General features: G+C 60.9%; 19 protein-coding genes. 4 read left to right on the forward strand and 15 right to left on the reverse strand.

Annotation, left to right across the window (positions count from 1 at the left end; all coding sequences use genetic code 11):
* Window positions 1-60: 60 nt before the first annotated feature.
* The 7 genes from pth to NKH73_RS16755 form a co-directional block, all read right to left on the reverse strand.
* Entirely contained in the window at window positions 61-786 is a 726-nt protein-coding gene (gene pth, locus NKH73_RS16725) for an aminoacyl-tRNA hydrolase (protein WP_352933481.1), read from the reverse strand.
* A gap of 22 nt (window positions 787-808) precedes the next feature.
* The gene (locus tag NKH73_RS16730) at window positions 809-1,450 is read right to left on the reverse strand and encodes a 50S ribosomal protein L25/general stress protein Ctc (RefSeq protein ID WP_352933484.1); all 642 of its coding nucleotides are present in this window, start codon (window positions 1,448-1,450) and stop codon (window positions 809-811) included.
* 240 nt (window positions 1,451-1,690) lie between these two features.
* Entirely contained in the window at window positions 1,691-3,235 is a 1,545-nt protein-coding gene (locus tag NKH73_RS16735; RefSeq protein ID WP_352933487.1) for an ABC transporter substrate-binding protein, read from the reverse strand.
* Window positions 3,236-3,266: 31 nt separating this feature from the next.
* Entirely contained in the window at window positions 3,267-4,526 is a 1,260-nt protein-coding gene (locus NKH73_RS16740; RefSeq protein ID WP_352933490.1) for an NAD(P)/FAD-dependent oxidoreductase, read from the reverse strand.
* Window positions 4,526-4,837 (reverse strand): dihydrodipicolinate synthase family protein, encoded by a 312-nt coding sequence (locus NKH73_RS16745; protein ID WP_352933820.1) that lies wholly within the window; start codon window positions 4,835-4,837, stop codon window positions 4,526-4,528. Before NKH73_RS16745 ends, NKH73_RS16740 begins: the two co-directional genes overlap by 1 nt.
* Window positions 4,737-5,417, reverse strand: coding sequence for a dihydrodipicolinate synthase family protein (locus NKH73_RS16750; RefSeq protein ID WP_352933493.1), 681 nt, complete (start codon window positions 5,415-5,417; stop codon window positions 4,737-4,739). The genes NKH73_RS16745 and NKH73_RS16750 overlap by 101 nt, the downstream gene beginning before the upstream one ends.
* A gap of 27 nt (window positions 5,418-5,444) precedes the next feature.
* Window positions 5,445-6,458 carry a dipeptidase gene (locus tag NKH73_RS16755; protein WP_352933497.1) on the reverse strand — a complete coding sequence of 338 codons (1,014 nt, stop codon included), beginning with the start codon at window positions 6,456-6,458 and terminating at the stop codon, window positions 5,445-5,447.
* Between the two features lie 144 nt (window positions 6,459-6,602).
* On the opposite strand from NKH73_RS16755, the gene NKH73_RS16760 reads away from it, so the two are divergent.
* On the forward strand, window positions 6,603-7,058 hold the full coding sequence (locus NKH73_RS16760) for an Lrp/AsnC family transcriptional regulator (protein WP_352933499.1): 456 nt from the start codon (window positions 6,603-6,605) through the stop codon (window positions 7,056-7,058).
* A 110-nt stretch (window positions 7,059-7,168) separates the two neighbouring features.
* Here NKH73_RS16760 and NKH73_RS16765 read toward each other — a convergent pair whose 3' ends face one another.
* The gene (locus tag NKH73_RS16765) at window positions 7,169-7,657 is read right to left on the reverse strand and encodes an anthrone oxygenase family protein (RefSeq protein WP_352933502.1); all 489 of its coding nucleotides are present in this window, start codon (window positions 7,655-7,657) and stop codon (window positions 7,169-7,171) included.
* 122 nt (window positions 7,658-7,779) lie between these two features.
* Between NKH73_RS16765 and NKH73_RS16770 the strand changes: the two genes are divergently transcribed.
* Entirely contained in the window at window positions 7,780-8,379 is a 600-nt protein-coding gene (locus NKH73_RS16770; RefSeq protein ID WP_352933505.1) for a TetR/AcrR family transcriptional regulator, read from the forward strand.
* Between the two features lie 53 nt (window positions 8,380-8,432).
* Here NKH73_RS16770 and NKH73_RS16775 read toward each other — a convergent pair whose 3' ends face one another.
* Window positions 8,433-9,299 carry a LysR substrate-binding domain-containing protein gene (locus NKH73_RS16775; protein ID WP_352933508.1) on the reverse strand — a complete coding sequence of 289 codons (867 nt, stop codon included), beginning with the start codon at window positions 9,297-9,299 and terminating at the stop codon, window positions 8,433-8,435.
* Between NKH73_RS16775 and NKH73_RS16780 the strand changes: the two genes are divergently transcribed.
* Window positions 9,180-10,364 carry a DMT family transporter gene (locus NKH73_RS16780; RefSeq protein ID WP_352933510.1) on the forward strand — a complete coding sequence of 395 codons (1,185 nt, stop codon included), beginning with the start codon at window positions 9,180-9,182 and terminating at the stop codon, window positions 10,362-10,364. The two genes, NKH73_RS16775 and NKH73_RS16780, sit on opposite strands and share 120 nt — an antisense overlap.
* Window positions 10,365-10,638: 274 nt before the next feature.
* On the opposite strand, the gene NKH73_RS16785 is transcribed toward NKH73_RS16780, so the two are convergent.
* Window positions 10,639-11,805 carry an FAD-dependent monooxygenase gene (locus NKH73_RS16785; RefSeq protein WP_352933512.1) on the reverse strand — a complete coding sequence of 389 codons (1,167 nt, stop codon included), beginning with the start codon at window positions 11,803-11,805 and terminating at the stop codon, window positions 10,639-10,641.
* Window positions 11,806-11,952: 147 nt separating this feature from the next.
* Window positions 11,953-13,203, reverse strand: a complete 1,251-nt coding sequence (locus NKH73_RS16790) for an MFS transporter (RefSeq protein WP_352933514.1) — start codon at window positions 13,201-13,203, stop codon at window positions 11,953-11,955.
* A 127-nt stretch (window positions 13,204-13,330) separates the two neighbouring features.
* On the opposite strand from NKH73_RS16790, the gene NKH73_RS16795 reads away from it, so the two are divergent.
* On the forward strand, window positions 13,331-14,197 hold the full coding sequence (locus NKH73_RS16795; protein ID WP_352933516.1) for an AraC family transcriptional regulator: 867 nt from the start codon (window positions 13,331-13,333) through the stop codon (window positions 14,195-14,197).
* A 63-nt stretch (window positions 14,198-14,260) separates the two neighbouring features.
* On the opposite strand, the gene NKH73_RS16800 is transcribed toward NKH73_RS16795, so the two are convergent.
* The 4 genes from NKH73_RS16800 to pgeF all read right to left on the reverse strand — a co-directional run bounded on the left by NKH73_RS16800 (window position 14,261) and on the right by pgeF (window position 17,951).
* Window positions 14,261-15,196, reverse strand: coding sequence for a ribose-phosphate pyrophosphokinase (locus tag NKH73_RS16800; protein ID WP_337126612.1), 936 nt, complete (start codon window positions 15,194-15,196; stop codon window positions 14,261-14,263).
* A gap of 155 nt (window positions 15,197-15,351) precedes the next feature.
* The gene (locus tag NKH73_RS16805; protein ID WP_352933519.1) at window positions 15,352-15,951 is read right to left on the reverse strand and encodes a hypothetical protein; all 600 of its coding nucleotides are present in this window, start codon (window positions 15,949-15,951) and stop codon (window positions 15,352-15,354) included.
* A 54-nt stretch (window positions 15,952-16,005) separates the two neighbouring features.
* The gene (locus NKH73_RS16810; protein WP_352933521.1) at window positions 16,006-17,157 is read right to left on the reverse strand and encodes a M24 family metallopeptidase; all 1,152 of its coding nucleotides are present in this window, start codon (window positions 17,155-17,157) and stop codon (window positions 16,006-16,008) included.
* Window positions 17,157-17,951: a peptidoglycan editing factor PgeF gene (pgeF, locus tag NKH73_RS16815; protein ID WP_352933522.1), complete on the reverse strand. Its 795-nt coding sequence runs from the start codon at window positions 17,949-17,951 to the stop codon at window positions 17,157-17,159. Before pgeF ends, NKH73_RS16810 begins: the two co-directional genes overlap by 1 nt.
* Window positions 17,952-18,049 lie beyond the last annotated feature (98 nt).

The raw sequence follows: 18,049 nt of genomic DNA on the forward strand, positions 1-18,049 counted from the left end.
AGGGCTATGGGCGAAAGCGGTGACGAACGTCAAGCCCTTCGGGTCAGTTCACGCCGAAGCTCAATCCTTGCCGCCAAACAGCTTCTTCAGCATGGCGGCCATCGACCCGGTTTCGGGCAGCTTGACCGCCGGCTGCTGCGGCCGCGCCTGACGGACGTGACTCTGCTGTTTTGCACCCTGTTGCTTTTGCCCGGGCTTTTCCGGCTCGGGCGCGGCCTTGCCCCTGACGGCAACGCTGACCTTGTTCATGAAGCCGGATTCATCACCCCTGACGATCATTTCGGCATGATCACCGATGGCGTCGAGCAGCGGCTCCAGCCATTCGCGATCGGCCTTGGCGAAATCGCCAAGCACATGATGCTGGACGAATTCCTTGACGCCGGGATGGCCGACGCCGATGCGCACGCGGCGGTAAGCGTTCCCGACATGGCCGTCGATCGAGCGGATGCCGTTGTGACCGCCGGCGCCGCCGCCGGTCTTCACGCGGACCTTGCCTTCGGCGAGGTCGATCTCGTCATAGAAGACGGTGAGCGCCGAAGGGGCGAGCTTGTAGAAGCGCAGCGCTTCGCCGATCGACTGGCCGGAATTGTTCATGAAGGTCTGCGGCTTGATCAGGATGATTTTTTCGCCGCCAAGCGTGCCTTCGGCGATCAGGCCCTGGAATTTCTTCGACCAGGGCGAAAAGGCATGGCGGCGGGCGATTGCATCCGCCGCCATGAAGCCGACATTGTGCCGGTGGTTGGCGTATTTCGCGCCCGGATTGCCGAGGCCTGCAAACAGCAGCATCGTCACCTCCGGGCGGAAAGGATTACTTCTCTTCGGCGGCAGGGGCCGCTTCGGTTTCAGCCGCTTCGACCGTCTCTTCCGCCTCCGGCTTCATCGCCGCGGAGCCGGCAATGGTGGCGACGGTGAAGTCGCGGTCGGAGATCACCGGCTTGACGCCGGCCGGCAGCTTGACCGCCGAGATGTGGATCGAATCGCCGATATCGGTGCCGGTGAGATCGACGGTGATGAATTCCGGGATCGCGTTGGCCGGGCAGTGGAACTCGACTTCGTGACGCACGATGTTGAGCACGCCGCCGCGCTTGATGCCGGGCGACTTGTCCTCATTGATGAAGTGGACCGGCACGTCGACATTGACTTCGGTGTCCTTGCCGATGCGCAGGAAGTCGACATGGACCGGGAAATCCTTGACCGGGTCGAGCTGGTAGTCCTTTGGCAGGACCTGGATCTTCTTGCCGTCGACATCGATCGTGGCGATCGTGGTCAGGAACCCGCCGCCATGGATCTTGTAGTAAATGTCCTTGTAGGTCAGCGCAATCGCCAGGGGAGGCTGCTTGTCGCCGTAAATTACTGCAGGCACTTTACCGTTGCGGCGAACTGCACGGGCGGACCCCTTACCGACCTGTTCGCGCGCTTCGGCCTTGAGCTCGTAAGAAGCTTGGCTCATGGCATTTCCTTTCGCGTTGTTCTGGAGCGTTCGCGGCCGGCGAGATGCCTGGGCCGTAAACGTCGAAAGCCGTCATGGCCTTACATGATCTGGTCCAAAATCTTTTTGGGATCACGCAGGCCCGGACAGCCTTCCGCCGCGTTGCCTCCAAGGGTGTCTACGCGGGTGGCGGCTCTATAGCGGAAGGTGGGGCGAGGTGCAAGCCGTGGCGGGCCGAGGCGGCGCCAATGTGATCTATGTCTAGGTGAACCACCATCTCTCGATCGCACGGGTGCCGTCCAACTCATAGTTGCTGGCAACATCGCCATGTGAGATCTTGTTGGAGCGGGCGGTCACGAAGTTAGCGAACATTGGAATTACGGATCCGCCATAATCGCTGACAAGACGCTGCAACTCCCCATACATTTCTCCCCGCTTGGCCTCGTCCAATTCGCTGCGGGCAGCAATGAGGATCTTGTTGAACTCCTCATTTTGCCAGAACGCTTCGTTCCAGTTCGCGTTGGCAGAGTAGGCATGCGAGAAGATATAATTGGGAGTTACGCCGCCGGACCAGTAACTCGCACACCAGGGTTTCTTCATCCAGATGTCGCTCCAGTAGCCGTCACTTGGAACACGCGACACAGCAAGCTCGATGCCGGCCTTGCCCTCTTGTTCTCGTAGGAGAGCGCCGGTATCGATCGCCCCTGGAAACGCAGCATCCGAAACTGTGAGCTCAACCTTAAGTGAATCCATGCCGGCCTTTTTAAGATGGAACCTGGCTTTCTCAGGATCGTAAACGCGCTGCGGTAGATCCTCCGAAAAGTATTTTTGCTTCCGACCGATGGGATGGTCGTTGCCGACATAACCCTGGCCCTGCAGGATTGTCTTCACCAGTGCCTCGCGATCGACACCGTATTTTATAGCGAGCCGTACGTTCAAATCATTGAAGGGTGCGGTGTCGCAACGCATTGGGAACGCATAGTGCAGGGAGCCGGAAGCCTCCTCCACTTTGATCGCCGAACTGCGTGACAGCAGATTGACTGTCTTGGGATCGATATTGTCGATAACGTCGACGTTTCCCCCCAGAAGTGCGCTGACGCGCGCAGTGGCATCCTTGATGCAAAGCACGTCTGCCGAGTCGAAATATGCACGATCTGGTCTGAAGTAGTTTGGATTCCGCTCCAGCGCCGTACGCAGGCCCGGCTCGAATCTGACGAGCTTGTAGCCACCCGTGCCGATGCCCGATTTCCAATCGACGATGCCGTCCTTCGAAGGCATCACTGATAAAAAGTAGACGCTCAGGAAGGCGTCGAAGTCCGACATGCTTTCCTTTAGCGTGAATATTACGACCGACTTGCCGTCGGCCTTTATGTCGTCGATGGGTTCGACAAGAGCTATGCCTGCGGATGAAGATTTTTCTCCGCGGTGATGATTGATCGATGCAACGACGTCGCTCGCCTCAAGCGGCTTTCCGTCATGGAATTCCACGCCTTTGTGCAATTGGAATGTCCATGTTTTCGCATCCTTCGACATGTCCCAGCTATCAGCCAGATCGCCGCCGATGTCCCCCGACGGCAACACCTCAGTCAATGTGCTGCGCAGTGCATACCCAACAAGCTGCATGTAAGCGTCCGGAAAAGTCGCCGGGTCGAGCGTGTCTGTCGCGGAACCGTGACCAACACCTAGACGAAGATGCCCCCCTCGCTTAGGTGTCTGCCCGCTGGCTGCATTGAAGCCGAATCCGATGAGAGCGGCAGTCGCAGCGCCCGTCTTGAGAACGTGTCGGCGGTTGATCCCTGTGAGCATCGTTACTCCCCTTTTTTGTGATGGTTGCAGGTCAGTGAAACCGGGTCGGGCTGAGTGGAGCGAGGTCGATTGCCGGGGACCGTCCGGCGATAAGATCGGCCACGATGCGTCCTGTGATCGGCGCACCAGACAGTCCATTGTGCCCATGGCCGAAGGCGAGCACAGCGTTCGGAAACCTGGGGGACGGTCCGATGATCGGCATGGAATCGGGTGTCATGGGGCGATGGCCCATCCACCGGCTGCCGCCCGCGGTTCGCAATCCGGGGAAGATTGTTTGCGCGGCCTTCGCCAATTTGTCCGCACGGGCGTAGTTCGCCGGCCAATCGAGCCCGGCAAATTCGGCAGTTCCCGCCAGCCTGAGGCCATGCTCCATCGGTGTGGCGAAGAACTTGAACTCGCCCGACAGGATCGGCATGGGAAGCTCAATCTCGGGGTCGGGCAACATGAAATGGTAGCCGCGCATGGATTCGATCAGCACGCGCGCGCCGAGATCGGACGCCAGCCTTGTCGACCACGCGCCTGCCGAAAGCACAACTTGGCCGGCATGGAGCGACTCCTGGTCGGTTTCCACCGCCGTCAAACGCCCATCGGCATTTTGGAAGCCACGCGCTTCCCGTTGCAGGATAATTCCGCCGTCGGCGCTGAAACGTTCAGCAAGCGCCCTGACCACGCGATGCGGGTTACGGACATAGCCCTCCTCGGGAACGAACACGCCGTAGGTAAGGTCAGGTGACAAAGCCGGAACCATGTCTCTGAGCTGATTGCCACGGATCGTCTCCAGCAAAACACCGCCCCGTCCGGTCAGATCCCAGGCGAAGGCATCCTCTTTCGAGGCGGCCTCGTCGCGGTAGACCGCGAGATAGCCCGTTGTTTGAAGGAGCTCCGACTTGCCCACTGAGGCAAGCAACTCACGGTAAAGCTCGACGCTCGACCTATAGAAGGCACGCATGTCGCGCGAGATCTTCTCCACGCGATGAGGAGCGCTCTCGCGCGCGAAACGCGTGCCCCATTTGACCATTCTGGGCAGATGGCGGGGCCGAACCGCGAGTGGCCCCAAAGGGTTGAGCAGCCAACCGGGCAGGCAGCGCAGGAAACCCGGAAGCGCGTAGGGGACGCACTCCGTTGCGGTCAATATGCCGGCATTGCCGAACGAGCATGCGTCTCCTGGCTGGTGACGGTCGATCAGCACCACCTCGTGGCCTTGGCGCTGCAGCGCGAGCGCACATGTAACGCCGACAATGCCTGCCCCGACGACAACAACTCTGCCATTCCCACCCTTCGAAAGCTCCATCAGACGACCTCGGACGCACGCTTGTGAAGTGGCGCCAGCCGGGCTGCTTCCTCGCTGGTGATCGGGAATACGGGTGGGCGGGGATCGCCGACCTGGAGGCCTGACAGCGTGCAGCAATGCTTGATGCGCGCGAGATACTTGCCCGTCTCGATCTCCGCGATGAGCGGCCACAGTTGGCGCATCATCCGGCGTGCGTTGTCGAAGTCGCCGTCAAGCGCAGATTTTGCCGTCGCCGCCATCTGCCTGGGCAGAAAATTCGACGGTCCGCTCATCCAGCAGCGAATGCCCCAAAAGATCAGGTCGAGCGCCAGATCGTCGACACCGCTGACAATCTGCAGCTTGCTTCCGAAACGCTACCTGCATGGCGAGCACACGCGCGATGCTGCCACTGGCTTCCTTGATGCCAACGATCCGGGGGTCGCCGTTCAGTTGACCGACAAGATCGATCTCAATGTCCACGCCCGCCTGCGCAGGATTGTCGTAAAGCAGAACCTGCACGTCGGCTCGTGAAACCACCTCTTCGAAATGCCGCCTAAGCGCGTCTTGTGCGGGCAGCGAATAGTAAGGTGGGGCGAGAAGCACCGTGTCGATGCCAGCGGCCCTGGCCGCCTTCGCATGGCCAACGATCTCGGCGGTGCTACCCCCATTCGCGCCCGCCAATAGCGGTACACGACCTGCGACGTGGGCCGACACGAATGCCAGGATTTCTTCGCGCTCCCTTGTCGAAAGAGCATAGAACTCGCCGGTCGAGCCGAGCGCCAGCAGCCCCGAAATGCCAGAGGCGATCTGGTGGTCGATCAACGCGCCGAGGGCGGCAAAGTCGATTTCCCCGGTTGGATCCATCGGGGTCGCCAGCATGGTCCACATGCCTTCAAGTACGGGAGGGGTCATGCGTCCGTTCCTTGTCTCTTCCATCGTTCAGCCGCCCCACACGTCGCGATAGACCCGCAGGAAATTCGCGCCCATGACCTTGTCGGCATCGGCTTGGGCCATCCCGCGCGCGACCAAGCGATCACGGAGCTTTGGAGTGTCGGAGAGCGACCGGTAGCCGTCGAGCCGTTCGGTCATGTATCCGTACCAAGGCCCGACGCCCTCCATGAGGGTCGGCAGGCTCCCAAGTCCCCAGGCCTGACCCCACTCGGCGGGGTCTTCCTCAATGCCGTCGGATATGTCGGTTGCAAAACCGACATGCTCGATCCCCGCCGCTCTCACCATGTGTTCAATGTGATCCACATAATCGTCGAGCGTTGGCCAGCGGTCTCCCCGGACTGTCGGCGTCCACATCACTGCGCCGGTAACACCGCCTAGATCGGCTACGCGACGCAGCATGTCGTCGGGTTTGTTGCGCAGACTCGGCCAGAGCGCATGTGCGTTTGCGTGCGAAAATACGAGCGGCTTTTTGGCAGCCGAGAGAAACCCGGCGGTTGTTCTCAAACCGCAGTGAGACAGGTCGACGAGCAGGCCGAGCCGTTCCATCTCGGATAGCCAGAGTCGGCCCTGCTCGGTCATGCCAGTGTCATCATCACCTTTAGAGGGCGCACCCGATCCGAGGCGGTTCTTCGCGTTGTGCGTGGCCTGGATGATCCGTACGCCGACCCGTTTCGCGATCTCCAGGAGCGCGAGGTCGTTTTCGACGAAGGCCGCGTTTTGCGAACCCATCACTACCGCCACGCGACCCGCGCTGCGGGCCGCGCATATGTCCGCTGCCGTCGTCGCGACCAGTGCGACGTCCTTCAGCGTTGATAGCTTGGCCAGACCGCGCCCGACGGTGGCCATGCACTCTTCGAACGAGCCTGAAGTCGGCACTATCGTCAAATTGATCGCATTGACGCCGCCTTGGCGCGTCCTCTCCATTTGCTCACGTGATAGAGCCGCGACGTTCAGACCATCGATGACGATCTCGGAAGTTCGGCCTGGGAAGTTTTCTTGCATGCAGCTTGCGTCCGATGTCGTTCCGGTTTCTGATCGGATGCAGTTTAGCTGCGCTAATTAGTTCATAGGCTGCATATCTGGGCCACTCGGTGCATTATTTCTGCAATTTGCCCGCCCAGGATGTCGAAAGAAAGCGGAGTTGGAATGGATAAGATAGATCGGAAACTGCTCGGGATATTCCAGCAGAACACCCGTCAGACCACATCGGAGCTTGGCGAACGCGTCGGATTGTCCGCGACCTCGTGCCAGCGTCGACTCGCCAAACTGCGGGAAGCAGGCGTGATCGAGGCGGAGGTGGCGATCCTCTCGCCCAAAGCGGTGGGGCGACCGCTTACGCTGATAGTGGAGGTGATACTCGAGAAGGGACAGTCAGACCTGGTGAGCCGCTTTCGCACGTTGGCCGGATCTCGCCCGGAGATATCCCAATGCTACTACGTCACGGGCCGTGCGGATTTCCTTCTGGTTATCTCGATGACCAATATGGAAGAGTATGATGAATTCACGAAAGCATATTTCTTCGACAATCCGGATGTAAGAAGCTTCGAGACAAGCGTCGTGATGTCGAGGGCTAAAGCCGGATTGTCGATCCCCGTAGAGTGAGTGGCATGTCTTCGGCTAATCCGCATTGTTCCCTCAGGCACATATGAGGTACACGCGGCGTAAGCTCAATCTAGCGCCTATAGGGCAGAAACCACCCCAGGCGATCCCGGTCACACCCTCGCCAGACCGAAACCGGCAAAAGCCAAGGCTATCCCTGACGCGATGGTTCGTGCCTGGTTCCAGAACTGCCACCGTTGTGAATAATCCTGCCAGATCTCTCGCGCAGTCTCGACATCGTTGGGAATGACGGTTGCGGCCAACGCCTCGTTCATCGGCACATTCACCGTCAAGGTGAGGAAGAGGCCTGACGTCAGATAGACGAACGCCGCCGCAGCGAACCAGAACGCTGGCGACTTGCGGCCATAGAAACGCATCGCGGCAGCCGTGAGCCCCAGGACGACCGGCGTCAGAAAGAAGGCGGGAAAGAACACGGCGTTGCGAACCGATGCGTTCATCGCCTGCATGGCCTGGATTGCCACTCGGGGATCAGCCTGGTCGAGCCCCCACATTGTGGAGCAGACCCAGGCGTAGAAAAATCCGAATATCGCTCCCGAAAAGACGATCGATGTCACCGACAATCCCACCACTATCCCAGGCATTTCCGAGCTTCCATAAAACCGTATCGTCGTGTACGCTTTCTCATATACGTACATAAGTGTACGGTCGGTCAAGCATTTTTTGAGATTGGCATTTTCTAAGTTCGGCATTTTCGGAGATTGGAATGCGTGAAGATACCAAGGCCGCGCGTCGAGCACAGATCGAGAGGGCGGCCTACAAGCTTCTCAAGGAGAGAGGCTACGGCGGGACTTCCATGCTTGGCATAGCCAAAGAGGCAAAGGCATCAAACGAAACCCTTTATCGCTGGTATGGCGACAAGAAGGGCCTGTTCAAGACGATGGTCGAAAACAATGCAAGGACGACGAAAGCGGCACTGGATGCGGCAATCGGGGACGATGCCGATCCTATGGTTACCCTTGAAGATGTTGCTCCGATCCTCCTTTCGATGCTGCTCGGTGAGCGGGCAATTTCGCTGAACCGCGCGGCCGCTTCTGACGAAAGCGGCGAATTGGGCGCGACGATTGCCGCAGGTGGTCGCGATTCGGTATTTCCTCTGATCGAGAAATTGATTCAGCGCGGCTTAGAGAGCGGTGCGCTGGCCGCGCCATCGGCGCGCATAGCGGCCGATTGGTTCTTGAACCTGCTGATCGGTGATCTGCAGGTCCGGCGGGTCATTCACACTGTTCCCGTTCCTTCGGACAACGACATCCATTCGAGAGTGGTCGCTGCGATCAGTGCATTTAGAAAGCTCTGCAGCACATGACGGCATGGGCGGTGTCGCTAAGCAGCACCACCCTTGCCGCGGGTGAGCGCAGGCTATGAACCCAAGGCCATTGAGCGGAGGCGATGCGCAAGGTGATTGATGACCAGTGTGGCGCTGGCAGGAGACGTTTCGGACCGATGAAGACGGATCTCGGCTCCAGGCAGCGGCGGCAGATGTCGGCCTGGATGGATGCTGCGTAGGCCAGGCGCAAGCATGCTGCCTTTGACGACGGTTATCGCCAGGCCTTGCTCAACGATGGCCTCTACAGCTGACAGGCTCGGGCTGACATAGGCCAATCGCCACGGCAGACCTGCCTTGTTGAGCGCCTCGACAGCCCAGGAGCGAAATAGGCAATCGGGATTCGACAAGGCAATGGGCAGAGGATCGAGCTCTTCGACAGCATGGTCGGCCGCCGCTGCCCAAACAGCCCGTTCGCGGCATATCAGATCACCCTTGGTTGCACCTTCTGCATGCATGGCTATGACCGCATCGAACGATGAGCCGAGCCTTTTCAGGAGCCGGGCGGTGAGGCCTATCTCCATTTCGACCTGTACCAGCGGAAATCGCCGAGCAATGTCGGCGAGGAGGCGCGGCAGAATCTTGGTGCCATAGTCTTCCATGACCCCGATGCGAATGCGCCCAGCCACTCTCTGATTGGAAACACGTGCAATCGCTTGCTCATTGAGGGCAAGAATGCGGTGTGCATCGATCAGAAAGCCATCCCCGGCGGCGGTGAGTTCGACGCGAGCAGTCGAGCGGCGGAACAATGCGACCGCAAGGCGCTCCTCAAGACGTCTCACTTGCAGGCTTACGGCGGCCTGCGTTCGGTTGAGCTGCTCGGCTGCCCGCGTGAACGAGAGGTGCTCGGCAACGGCAACAAAAGCCCGCAGGAGTTCTGGATCGAGACTCGGGGTGCTCATAGCGAAACCTTATCAAGCTTATTGAGCTTATTCGATTCCTTTAAGCGCGCCTGCCCATTATCGCTGGTTTCAAGCCCGCGAGGTCATGCAACGATGGAAATTCTCGGAGTGCTAGCAGCGGTTCTCTCCAGCGCCCTTGGCGGCACTGCGGTCGGTGCGACACGGTATCTCACAGACACGCTCGATCCTCTCACCATCGGGGCCGTTCGATTCGGTGGTGGCTTTCTTGTCTTGGTCGCCGTGGCGCTTTGGCGACAAGACAGGTGGCCGGCGAAAGGCGACTGGCTGGGTGCCGCCGCTATGGGTCTGCTGTTCTTCGGCCTGTTTCCCGTGCTCTTCAATGGGGCCCTTATCTATACGACGGCGGCGCGCGGAGCCTTGGCGCTATCGACACTGCCTTTGCTCACCATGGTTGCAGGGGCAGTTCTACGGGTCGAGCCGCCGACGATGCGCAAGATCGTCGGCGTCCTGATCGCGATGGCAGGCGTGGTGGCTGCACTCGGCATGAGCCTGACGACCGCTCCCCCAGGCGCATGGCGCGGAGACCTCCTCATGGTTGCGGCGGCGTTCTGCATGGCGCTCTACAATGTCTGGTCCCGACCGTTTCTATCCCGCTCCGGGCCAATCTCGTTTACGGCGTTTGGCATGGGCATCGGTGCAGTCTGCCTATCGATCTCCGCGGCGTTGAATGGAGGCTTGGCGCAGCTTGCGGCGCTCGGCGCACTGCAATGGATTGCGAGCGGATATCTGGCCGTAGTTTGCGGGGCTTTCATCTTCTTCCTCTGGGCCTTCGCGCTCGGACGCGCAGCGCCGACACTAGTCGCCGTCTCCGTTGCCGTAAACCCAGTGACAGCGTCAATTTTCGGCGCCGTGTTGTTGGGCGAACCGGTGAGCGCGAACCTGATCATAGGGCTCATGGCAGTCCTGGTTGGAATAGGAGTCGCATCGGGGATAGGGGCTGAGTGGCGTGGCCTTGTGACCCGACGACCAGCACCCGCCATAGCTGTGACCGGAGCAACGCTGACCGAAGCGAACGGCACCAAGAACAAACCTTCATCAACCTGAGACTCAAACACGATCACCAGCCCTTTGGCCGCGCCATCTGCGCGCATAGCGGCCGATTGGTTCTTGACCTGCTGATTGGTGATCTGCAGATCCGGCGGGTCATTCACACTAGGCCCGTTCCTTCAGTCGAGGATATCCATTCAAGAGCGGCTGCCGCGATCAGTGCCTTTAGAAAGCTTTGCAGCAGGTGATGGCAGAAATCGATCTGTACCTGCTCTCATGTGTAGGGCGGGCGGGAAGAGGTTGTTCTCCAAGACCGCGCGCAGGCCCGGAGCTACGCGGCGGCCCTGACCGGCTCGAAGTCTATGTCGAGAACCGAATCCAGCTGCCGGTCGATGAAGCGTTCGGGGATGCTCTTCACCAGCAAGTTGCGGAGGGGAACGACAAGCGGGTTCCGCCATTGCGCAACCTTGGCGTAAAGACGCGATTCGGATGCGATGCTATGCGCCCTGTCGAGGCGGCGCTTGTTATATTCGCGGATTGCCTGCTCGACTGGATGGCGTCCGAACAAAGCCGCAAGCACCGCTGCATCTTCAATGGCGAGTCCCGCTCCCTGTCCCAGATCTGGGGTGACGGCATGGGCGGCATCGCCGAGCAGCACTACCTTGTGGCGGGTGAAGGCAGGCATTGGATCGAGATCGAGAATGTCCGTCCAGATCATCGAGCCGGCAGGGGTCCGATCGAAGATCTCCGGAACTGGATCGTGAAAACCGGAAAACATTGCGCGCACCTCGGCAAGATCGGCCTGCGCCAGTTTGGGATCGCCGACGCGGTCGGCGCCGCTGCAGGCAAACCAGTAGACTCTTTCGCCGGGAATCGCCGCCAGGCCGATCCGTTTGCCGGCCCCCCAGCTCTCGGTCAGGCGGGTGGGGTCCATTCCTTGCGGAAGGCCGGGCGCGATTGCGCGCCAGCAGACATAACGCGCGAAGCGCTCCCTCGATTGCGGAAACAGCGCCTTGCGAACCACGGAGTGAATGCCATCGCAGGCGAGCACTAGATCGCTCTCCACGCTCGCCTCATTTGCGAAGCGTAGAACGATGCGATCACCCAAATCACGTGCATCGACGCATTCCATATCGGTGTGAATTATCGAGTGGGGTAGTTGCGAAAGGAGGGCCTTGTGAAGGTCGCCTCGGTGCAGCACAGCCATGCTGAGATGACCGTATCGCTGGCTAGAACGCTGAAAATCCGTCGATTGAAGAACCTGGCCTTTGTCGTCAAGAAGGTCGAGCCGGTGTATCGCCTGGGCATTAGCCACAACCGCATCGTAAAGCCCAAGCGTTCGCAGCGCCCGAAGCGCGTTGGCGCTCAGGCTGAGGCCGGCGCCCAAGGGCTTCAATTCGCTCGCCTGCTCGAAAATCTCGACCTCCCAGCCAAGGAGCCGAAGCCCCTTGGCAACCGAAAGTCCCGCGATCCCGGCGCCAACGATGACTGCCCGCATGACCTCCATCCGAGAGAATTCTGCATAGCGCTGCGATGGCGCTTGCAATACTGGCCTCGTTCTCAACGAGCGCCTGCAGTGCGAGTTCCCATCGAGTTGCCATTTCGCGCCGCCTGACGGTGGAAAAGCCGAAATCCAACGGAAGCCTCACCCGATCGTGATCCCGTCCTCGATCTTTCTAGCCTCTTTCATGTTTGGCAAGAACACTGTCAGCAAACCGAGCAGCGGCAGGTAGGAGCAGACCTGAAAGACGAAGTCGATGCCTTTCATGTCGGCGACGACGCCGAGCACGGCGGCGGCGATGCCGCCCATGCCGAAGGCGAAGCCGAAGAAGATGCCGGCAATCATGCCGACCCGGCCGGGCACCAGCTCCTGGGCGAAGACGACTATATTGGAAAAGGCCGACGACAGGATCAGGCCGATCAGCACGGTCAGGATCATCGTCCATTCGAAATTGGCGTAGGGCAGGGCCAGCGTGAAGGGCAGCACACCGACGATCGAGAACCAGATCATAGTCTTCTGGCCGTAGCGGTCGCCGAACGGACCGCCGAGCAGGATGCCCAGCGCCGAGGCGCCGAGGAACAGGAACAGCATGACCTGCGACATCTGCACCGAAACGCCGAATTTATCTATGGCGTAGAAGGTGTAGTAGCTGGCCAGGCTGGCGACGTAGGCGTTCTTGGTCAGCACCAGCAAGGTCAGCACCGCCAGCGCGCCCAACACCTTGTGGCGCGGAAAGGGGGAGACGAAGCCTGCCGTCTTGCGGTTGGCGAGCGAGGCGCGAAGGCGGCTGTACCAGCCACCGACCCGCCACAGCACGACGATGCCGATCAGCGAGCCGACGGCAAACCACGCTATGCTGGTCTGGCCGAAGGGCACGACGATGAAGGCAGCCAGCAGCGGCCCGATGGCCTGGCCGAGATTGCCGCCGACCTGGAAGAGCGACTGCGCCAGGCCGAACCTGCCGCCCGAGGCGAAGCGGGCGATGCGCGAGGATTCCGGGTGGAAGATCGCCGAACCGAGGCCGATCAGCGACGCGCCGATCAGCAGCAGCGAATAATGTCCGGCATAGGCCAGCACGATCAGGCCGATCAGCGAGGCCGCCATTCCGTATGGCAGCGAATAGGGCATCGGCCGCTTGTCGGTGACCATGCCGATCAGCGGTTGCAGCAATGACGCCGTCACCTGGAAGGTGAAAGTCAAAAGGCCGATCTGCCAGAAATCGAGGCCGTAATTGTCCTTCAGCAGCGGATAGATGGCCGACAGCAGCGACTGCATGATGTCGTTGACACAGTGGCAGAAGCTTACCGCAAGAATGACGGTAAAGGCCGTCGCTTGCGCCGAAGCGTGGCTGGCCGGCGCAGGCGTGGCGACGGTGGTGGCTGTCGTGTCAGTCAAGGTATGCTCCGTGGTCTTTTTGGCGGAAGCTTCCGCAGCTGCTCCGCAAACCGGTTGTCTATAGGACACTTGCCGGGCGACTTCTTTCGTGGTTTGGTCCAATAGTTTCGCGAGTGGGCCATACCCAATGCCGCACGGCAAGGAAATCTTCAAAGCGGGCAACACCGATCTCGGCCAGTTTACCGATCTAGGGCAGTTGCATGAGCGCCGCTGGCAGTGGCTGGAACAGGTTGCCGGGCCAGCGGTTGCCCTGCCGACCGAATATCCCGACGGTTACCATGTGCCGCAGCACCGTCACAGCCGCAGTCAATTGCTGCATGCGCTTGTTGGCGTCGTGCTGGTGACGACGCGGCACGGGCGCTGGATGGTGCCTCCCGATCATGCCATGTGGATTCCCGCCGGTACCGAGCATTCTGTCGAGATGCTCGGCGATGTCAGCATGCGTTCTGTCTATGTAATGCCGGAGGCGATCCCGGGACTGCCAGAAGGGCTGCGGGTGGTCGGCGTCACCGACCTCATGCATAGCCTGATCGTGGAATCCGAAAAGCTGCCGCAAGGCGGCGAGTTGGAGGGGCGCGGCGGGCTGATCATGAATCTGCTTCTGTATGAAATCCCGACCCTGCCGGAACGGCCGCTCGGTTTGCCGTTCCCGTCCGATCCCAGGCTCGCGGCGCTATGTCGGCGCTTCGTCGCGGCGCCATCGCCGCATGCGACGATCGACGAATGGGCCGACATCGTCGGCATGAGCCGCCGCTCCTTCACGCGTGCCTTTCATCGCCAGACCGGATTGTCGCTGTCGACATGGCGCCAGCAGGCCTGCCTGTTCGCGGCCTTGCCGAGGCTGGCGGATGGCGAGCCGATCACAAGGGTGGCGCTCGACCTCGGCTATGACAGCGTACCGGCCTTCACCACCATGTTCAGGCGCATGCTGGGAACCTCGCCGCGCGGCTATATGCGTGGGTCAAAAGACAACATCAGGGTGTCGAAGGGGTAACGCATGACCCCGAACCTTCGGTTGGAAGGATCCGCTGGGCGCGCGGCTGTGGCGTGGCGGATTTCAGTCGAACAGGCTCGACACCGATTCCTCGGTCGCCGTGCGCGAGATCGCCTCACCCATAAGGTCGGCGATGGAGATGACGCGGATGTTGCTGGCGTCGAGCACCGCCTGGGTCGGCTGGATCGAATCGGTGATGACCAGTTCCTGCAGCTTCGAGGCGCCGATGCGGGCGATAGCGCCGCCGGACAAAACGCCATGTGTGGTGTAGGCGGTGACGCTGGTGGCGCCGGCGGCGAGCAGCGCATCGGCCGCATTGCACAATGTACCACCCGAATCGATGATGTCGTCGATCAGCAGGCAATCCTTACCGCGCACATCGCCGATGACGTTCATGACTTCCGATTCACCGGGACGTTCGCGACGCTTGTCGACGATGGCAAGCTGGGCGTCGATGCGCTTGGCGAGCGCACGGGCGCGGACCACGCCACCGACATCCGGCGACACGACCATGACATTGGCAAGCTGCTTGTATTTCGCCTTCACGTCGCGGGCCATGACCGGCACTGAAAACAGATTGTCGGTCGGGATGTCGAAAAAGCCCTGGATCTGGCCAGCATGGAGATCCAGCGTCAGCACGCGATCGACGCCCGCCCGCGTGATCATGTTGGCGACCAGCTTGGCCGAGATCGGCGTGCGGCCCGAGGCGCGGCGGTCTTGCCTGGCGTAGCCGAAATAGGGAATGACCGCCGTGATGCGCTTGGCCGACGAGCGCATGAAGGCGTCGATCATGATGAGCAGTTCCATCAGGTGATCGTTGGTCGGGAACGAGGTGGACTGCAGGACGAAGACATCCTCGCCGCGCACATTCTCCTGAATCTCGACGAAGATTTCCTGATCGGCGAAGCGCCTGACGCTGGCTTTGCCCAGCGGGATATTGAGATAGCGGGCGACCGCTTCGGCTAGCACCCTGTTGGAATTGCCCGCGAAAAGCTTCATGCACCGTTCCTGGTGAAGGATTGAGAGACTCCGACAGACTCTCTTGAGCCTCTTAGTCGGGCTTTTAGCGGCCCGTGCCGGTATTGCAAGCGTCGTGATCGGGAATCCGCCGGCTAATCTCAATAAACGTTTGCGATGAGAAAGCTGGCAACACGTCAGCCCGCTTGGCTGCCAAGCCAGGCGGCAAACTGGTCGATCGTCTGGTCGGCGATCGCCTGCATGGTCTCCGGCGCGACCGCAGCCCAACCGTCGCCACCACTGACCGACGGCGCCTTCTGCTGGCCATTGATGCGATGCAGCCGGTTGCCCGCCGGATCGTAGACGTCCCAGACATAGATGACGGTCGTGTCCTTGCCTTCCGACATCGTCGAGAAATAGCCTTTAAGCACGTGCGTGGGGGTCTGGCCGGCACTGCCAGCGAGGGTGATGCCGCGCTGCTTGGCTCGCGCCTGAAGCTCCGCGGTCAGCGGTGTGGCTGCTTCCACCGAGGCGCCGACGATCGGCGCCACCTGCAGGCGGGTTCGTGCGATAACGGCGGCGCTCTTTGCGGGCACGGTCGTGGTTGCCGATTGCGCCGGGGCGGAAGGTTGTGCCGTCGCGGAAGGCTGCGGTGCTGCAGCCGTGCCGGCTGCGGGCACAGCCTGTGTCGACTGCGGGGCGATGGCCGAGGGTTCGAGAACGTCCTTTGCATTGGTGCAGGCGGCCAGCGCCAGCGCCGCGAGCAATGACACGGTCGTCATATGCGATCGCCTCATTTGCCTCAAAACTCCCTGGCGATGAACGCCCTTTGAATCCTTATCATTATGGATTCACTGCACGATCAAGTCGAGATCATGGCGGGACAGCGGCTTCGGCTGCGATTCGGTCGTCAGATAGGTGCGGCCAAGCGTCATCGCGGTCTCGGTTTCGGAGTCCATGATGATCATGTGGGCGAACAGCGTCATGTTTGGCGCGATGGGTTCGGGGTTGCCCTGATAAAACATCGGCATGTCCATCCATGACGGGGTGAAGCGGGCGCCGAGCGAGTAGCCGCAGGCATTGAGCCGGTGCTTGGTCAAATTGTGCGATTCGAGCGTGCGGGCATGCGCATCGAATACGTCGCCAAAAGTGTTTCCGGGGGTCATCGCCTTTTCGACGGCCAGAAGTGCGGCGCGCGCAGCATCAAACAGTTCCTGGTGACGTTTCGACACCTTGCCGGTCAGCACAGTGCGCATCATCGCCGCATGATAGTGGTGAAAGACGCCGGCCCATTCGAGCGTCAACTGGTCGTTCTTGGTCAGCTTGCGGCGACCGGCCTTATAACGGCAAAGCAGCGCATCCGCGCCCGAGCCGATGATGAATTCGTTGGCCGGATAGTCGCCGCCGCCGGCAAAGATCGCACCCTGCATGGCAGCCAGGATCAAGGCTTCATCGCCGCCCTGCTTGATCAGCGGCAAGGCCGCGTCCAGCGCGTCGTCGGCGAGATTTGCGGCCTTCTCCGCCTTGGCGATCTCGGCCGGGCTCTTGAACAGGCGCAGCCGGCTGACGATGCCGGAAGCGTCGGCGATTTGGCCAAAGGTCTGCAATTGCTCATCCAGGCGCCGGCCATTGTAGGCGGTCAAGCCGTGGGTATCGTATTCGACGCCGATGCGGGCGCCGAGCAGGTCGAGATCGTTGAGCAGATTGCGCAGGTCGATCGCCGGATTGGCGCCGTCGCGATCGGTCCACAGCACGATGTTGTCGATGATCGAGGTGTGCCGCGCCTGGCGCAGGTCGGCCGAGCGGGTGAGCAGGATCATCGAGCCGTCTGCCTTCACCACCAGGCACTGGAAGAAGCAGAAGCCGAACGTATCGTAGCCGGTCAGCCAGTACATGCTCTCCTGCGCAAACAGCAGGACGGCATCGAGCTTCTTTTCGGCGATCTCGATCATCAGCCGATCGCGCCGCGCGTCAAATTCCGACCGTTCGAAATGCAGCGCCATTATTCAGTCTCCAAAACGATTGCCGAAATCTGCCGCCCGTAATCCGGCTCGTTGCGATGCGTGGTGCGCCGGTAGGAATAGAACAGATCCTCCTCGGCATAGGTGCAGCGGCGGAGCCCGTCGGCGGTCACGCCGGCCCGGGTCAGCCGATCGACCGTATAGCGGTTGAGGTCGAACATTGCATGTCCCGACTTCGCGGAGGGCGCGAAATAGCTGATATTGTTGGCGTCGGCCTCGACGAAGCGGGCGACGAATTCTGGCCCGACCTCGTAGTTTTCGGGGCCGATGGAAGGACCGAGAACCGCGACGATGCGCTCGCGCCGGGCGCCGAGGCCTACCATCGCCGCAATGGTGTTTTCCAGCACGCCTGACAAGGCGCCCTTCCAGCCGGCATGGGCTGCGCCGATGACACGCGCCTCGGCATCGGCGAACAGCACCGGTCCGCAATCGGCGGTCGAGGCGCCGACGGCGATGCCCGGCCGGTCGGTGACGATGGCGTCGGCCCTCGGCCGCTCGCCGGCAAAAGGCTCCCTGGCGACGACGACATCGGGCGAATGGATCTGGTGGGCGGTCAAGAGATGGGTTGAAGGCACACCCATCCAGTCGGCGACGCGGCGGCGATTCTCGGCTACCTGCGTCTGGTCGTCGCTCGAGCCGGTGCCGATGTTGAGCCCCTGATAGATACCGCTGGAGACGCCGCCGACGCGGGTGAAATAGCCGTGGCGAATGCCTTGTGCCCGCACCCTTTCCAGCAAGGGTGACCGAACGGGATCCGGTTTCGTCTGATTCAGCATGGCGGCGTTGTTGTCCGTGTGGGCGATTTCGTCAAGCTACAGTCCAAAGATGGGCTACAGTCCACAAGGTAGGCGACGGTCGGAAGCCGGGAGAGTGG

The organism is Mesorhizobium sp. M0938, from assembly GCF_040319125.1.
Classification (GTDB): Bacteria; Pseudomonadota; Alphaproteobacteria; order Rhizobiales; family Rhizobiaceae; genus Mesorhizobium; species Mesorhizobium robiniae.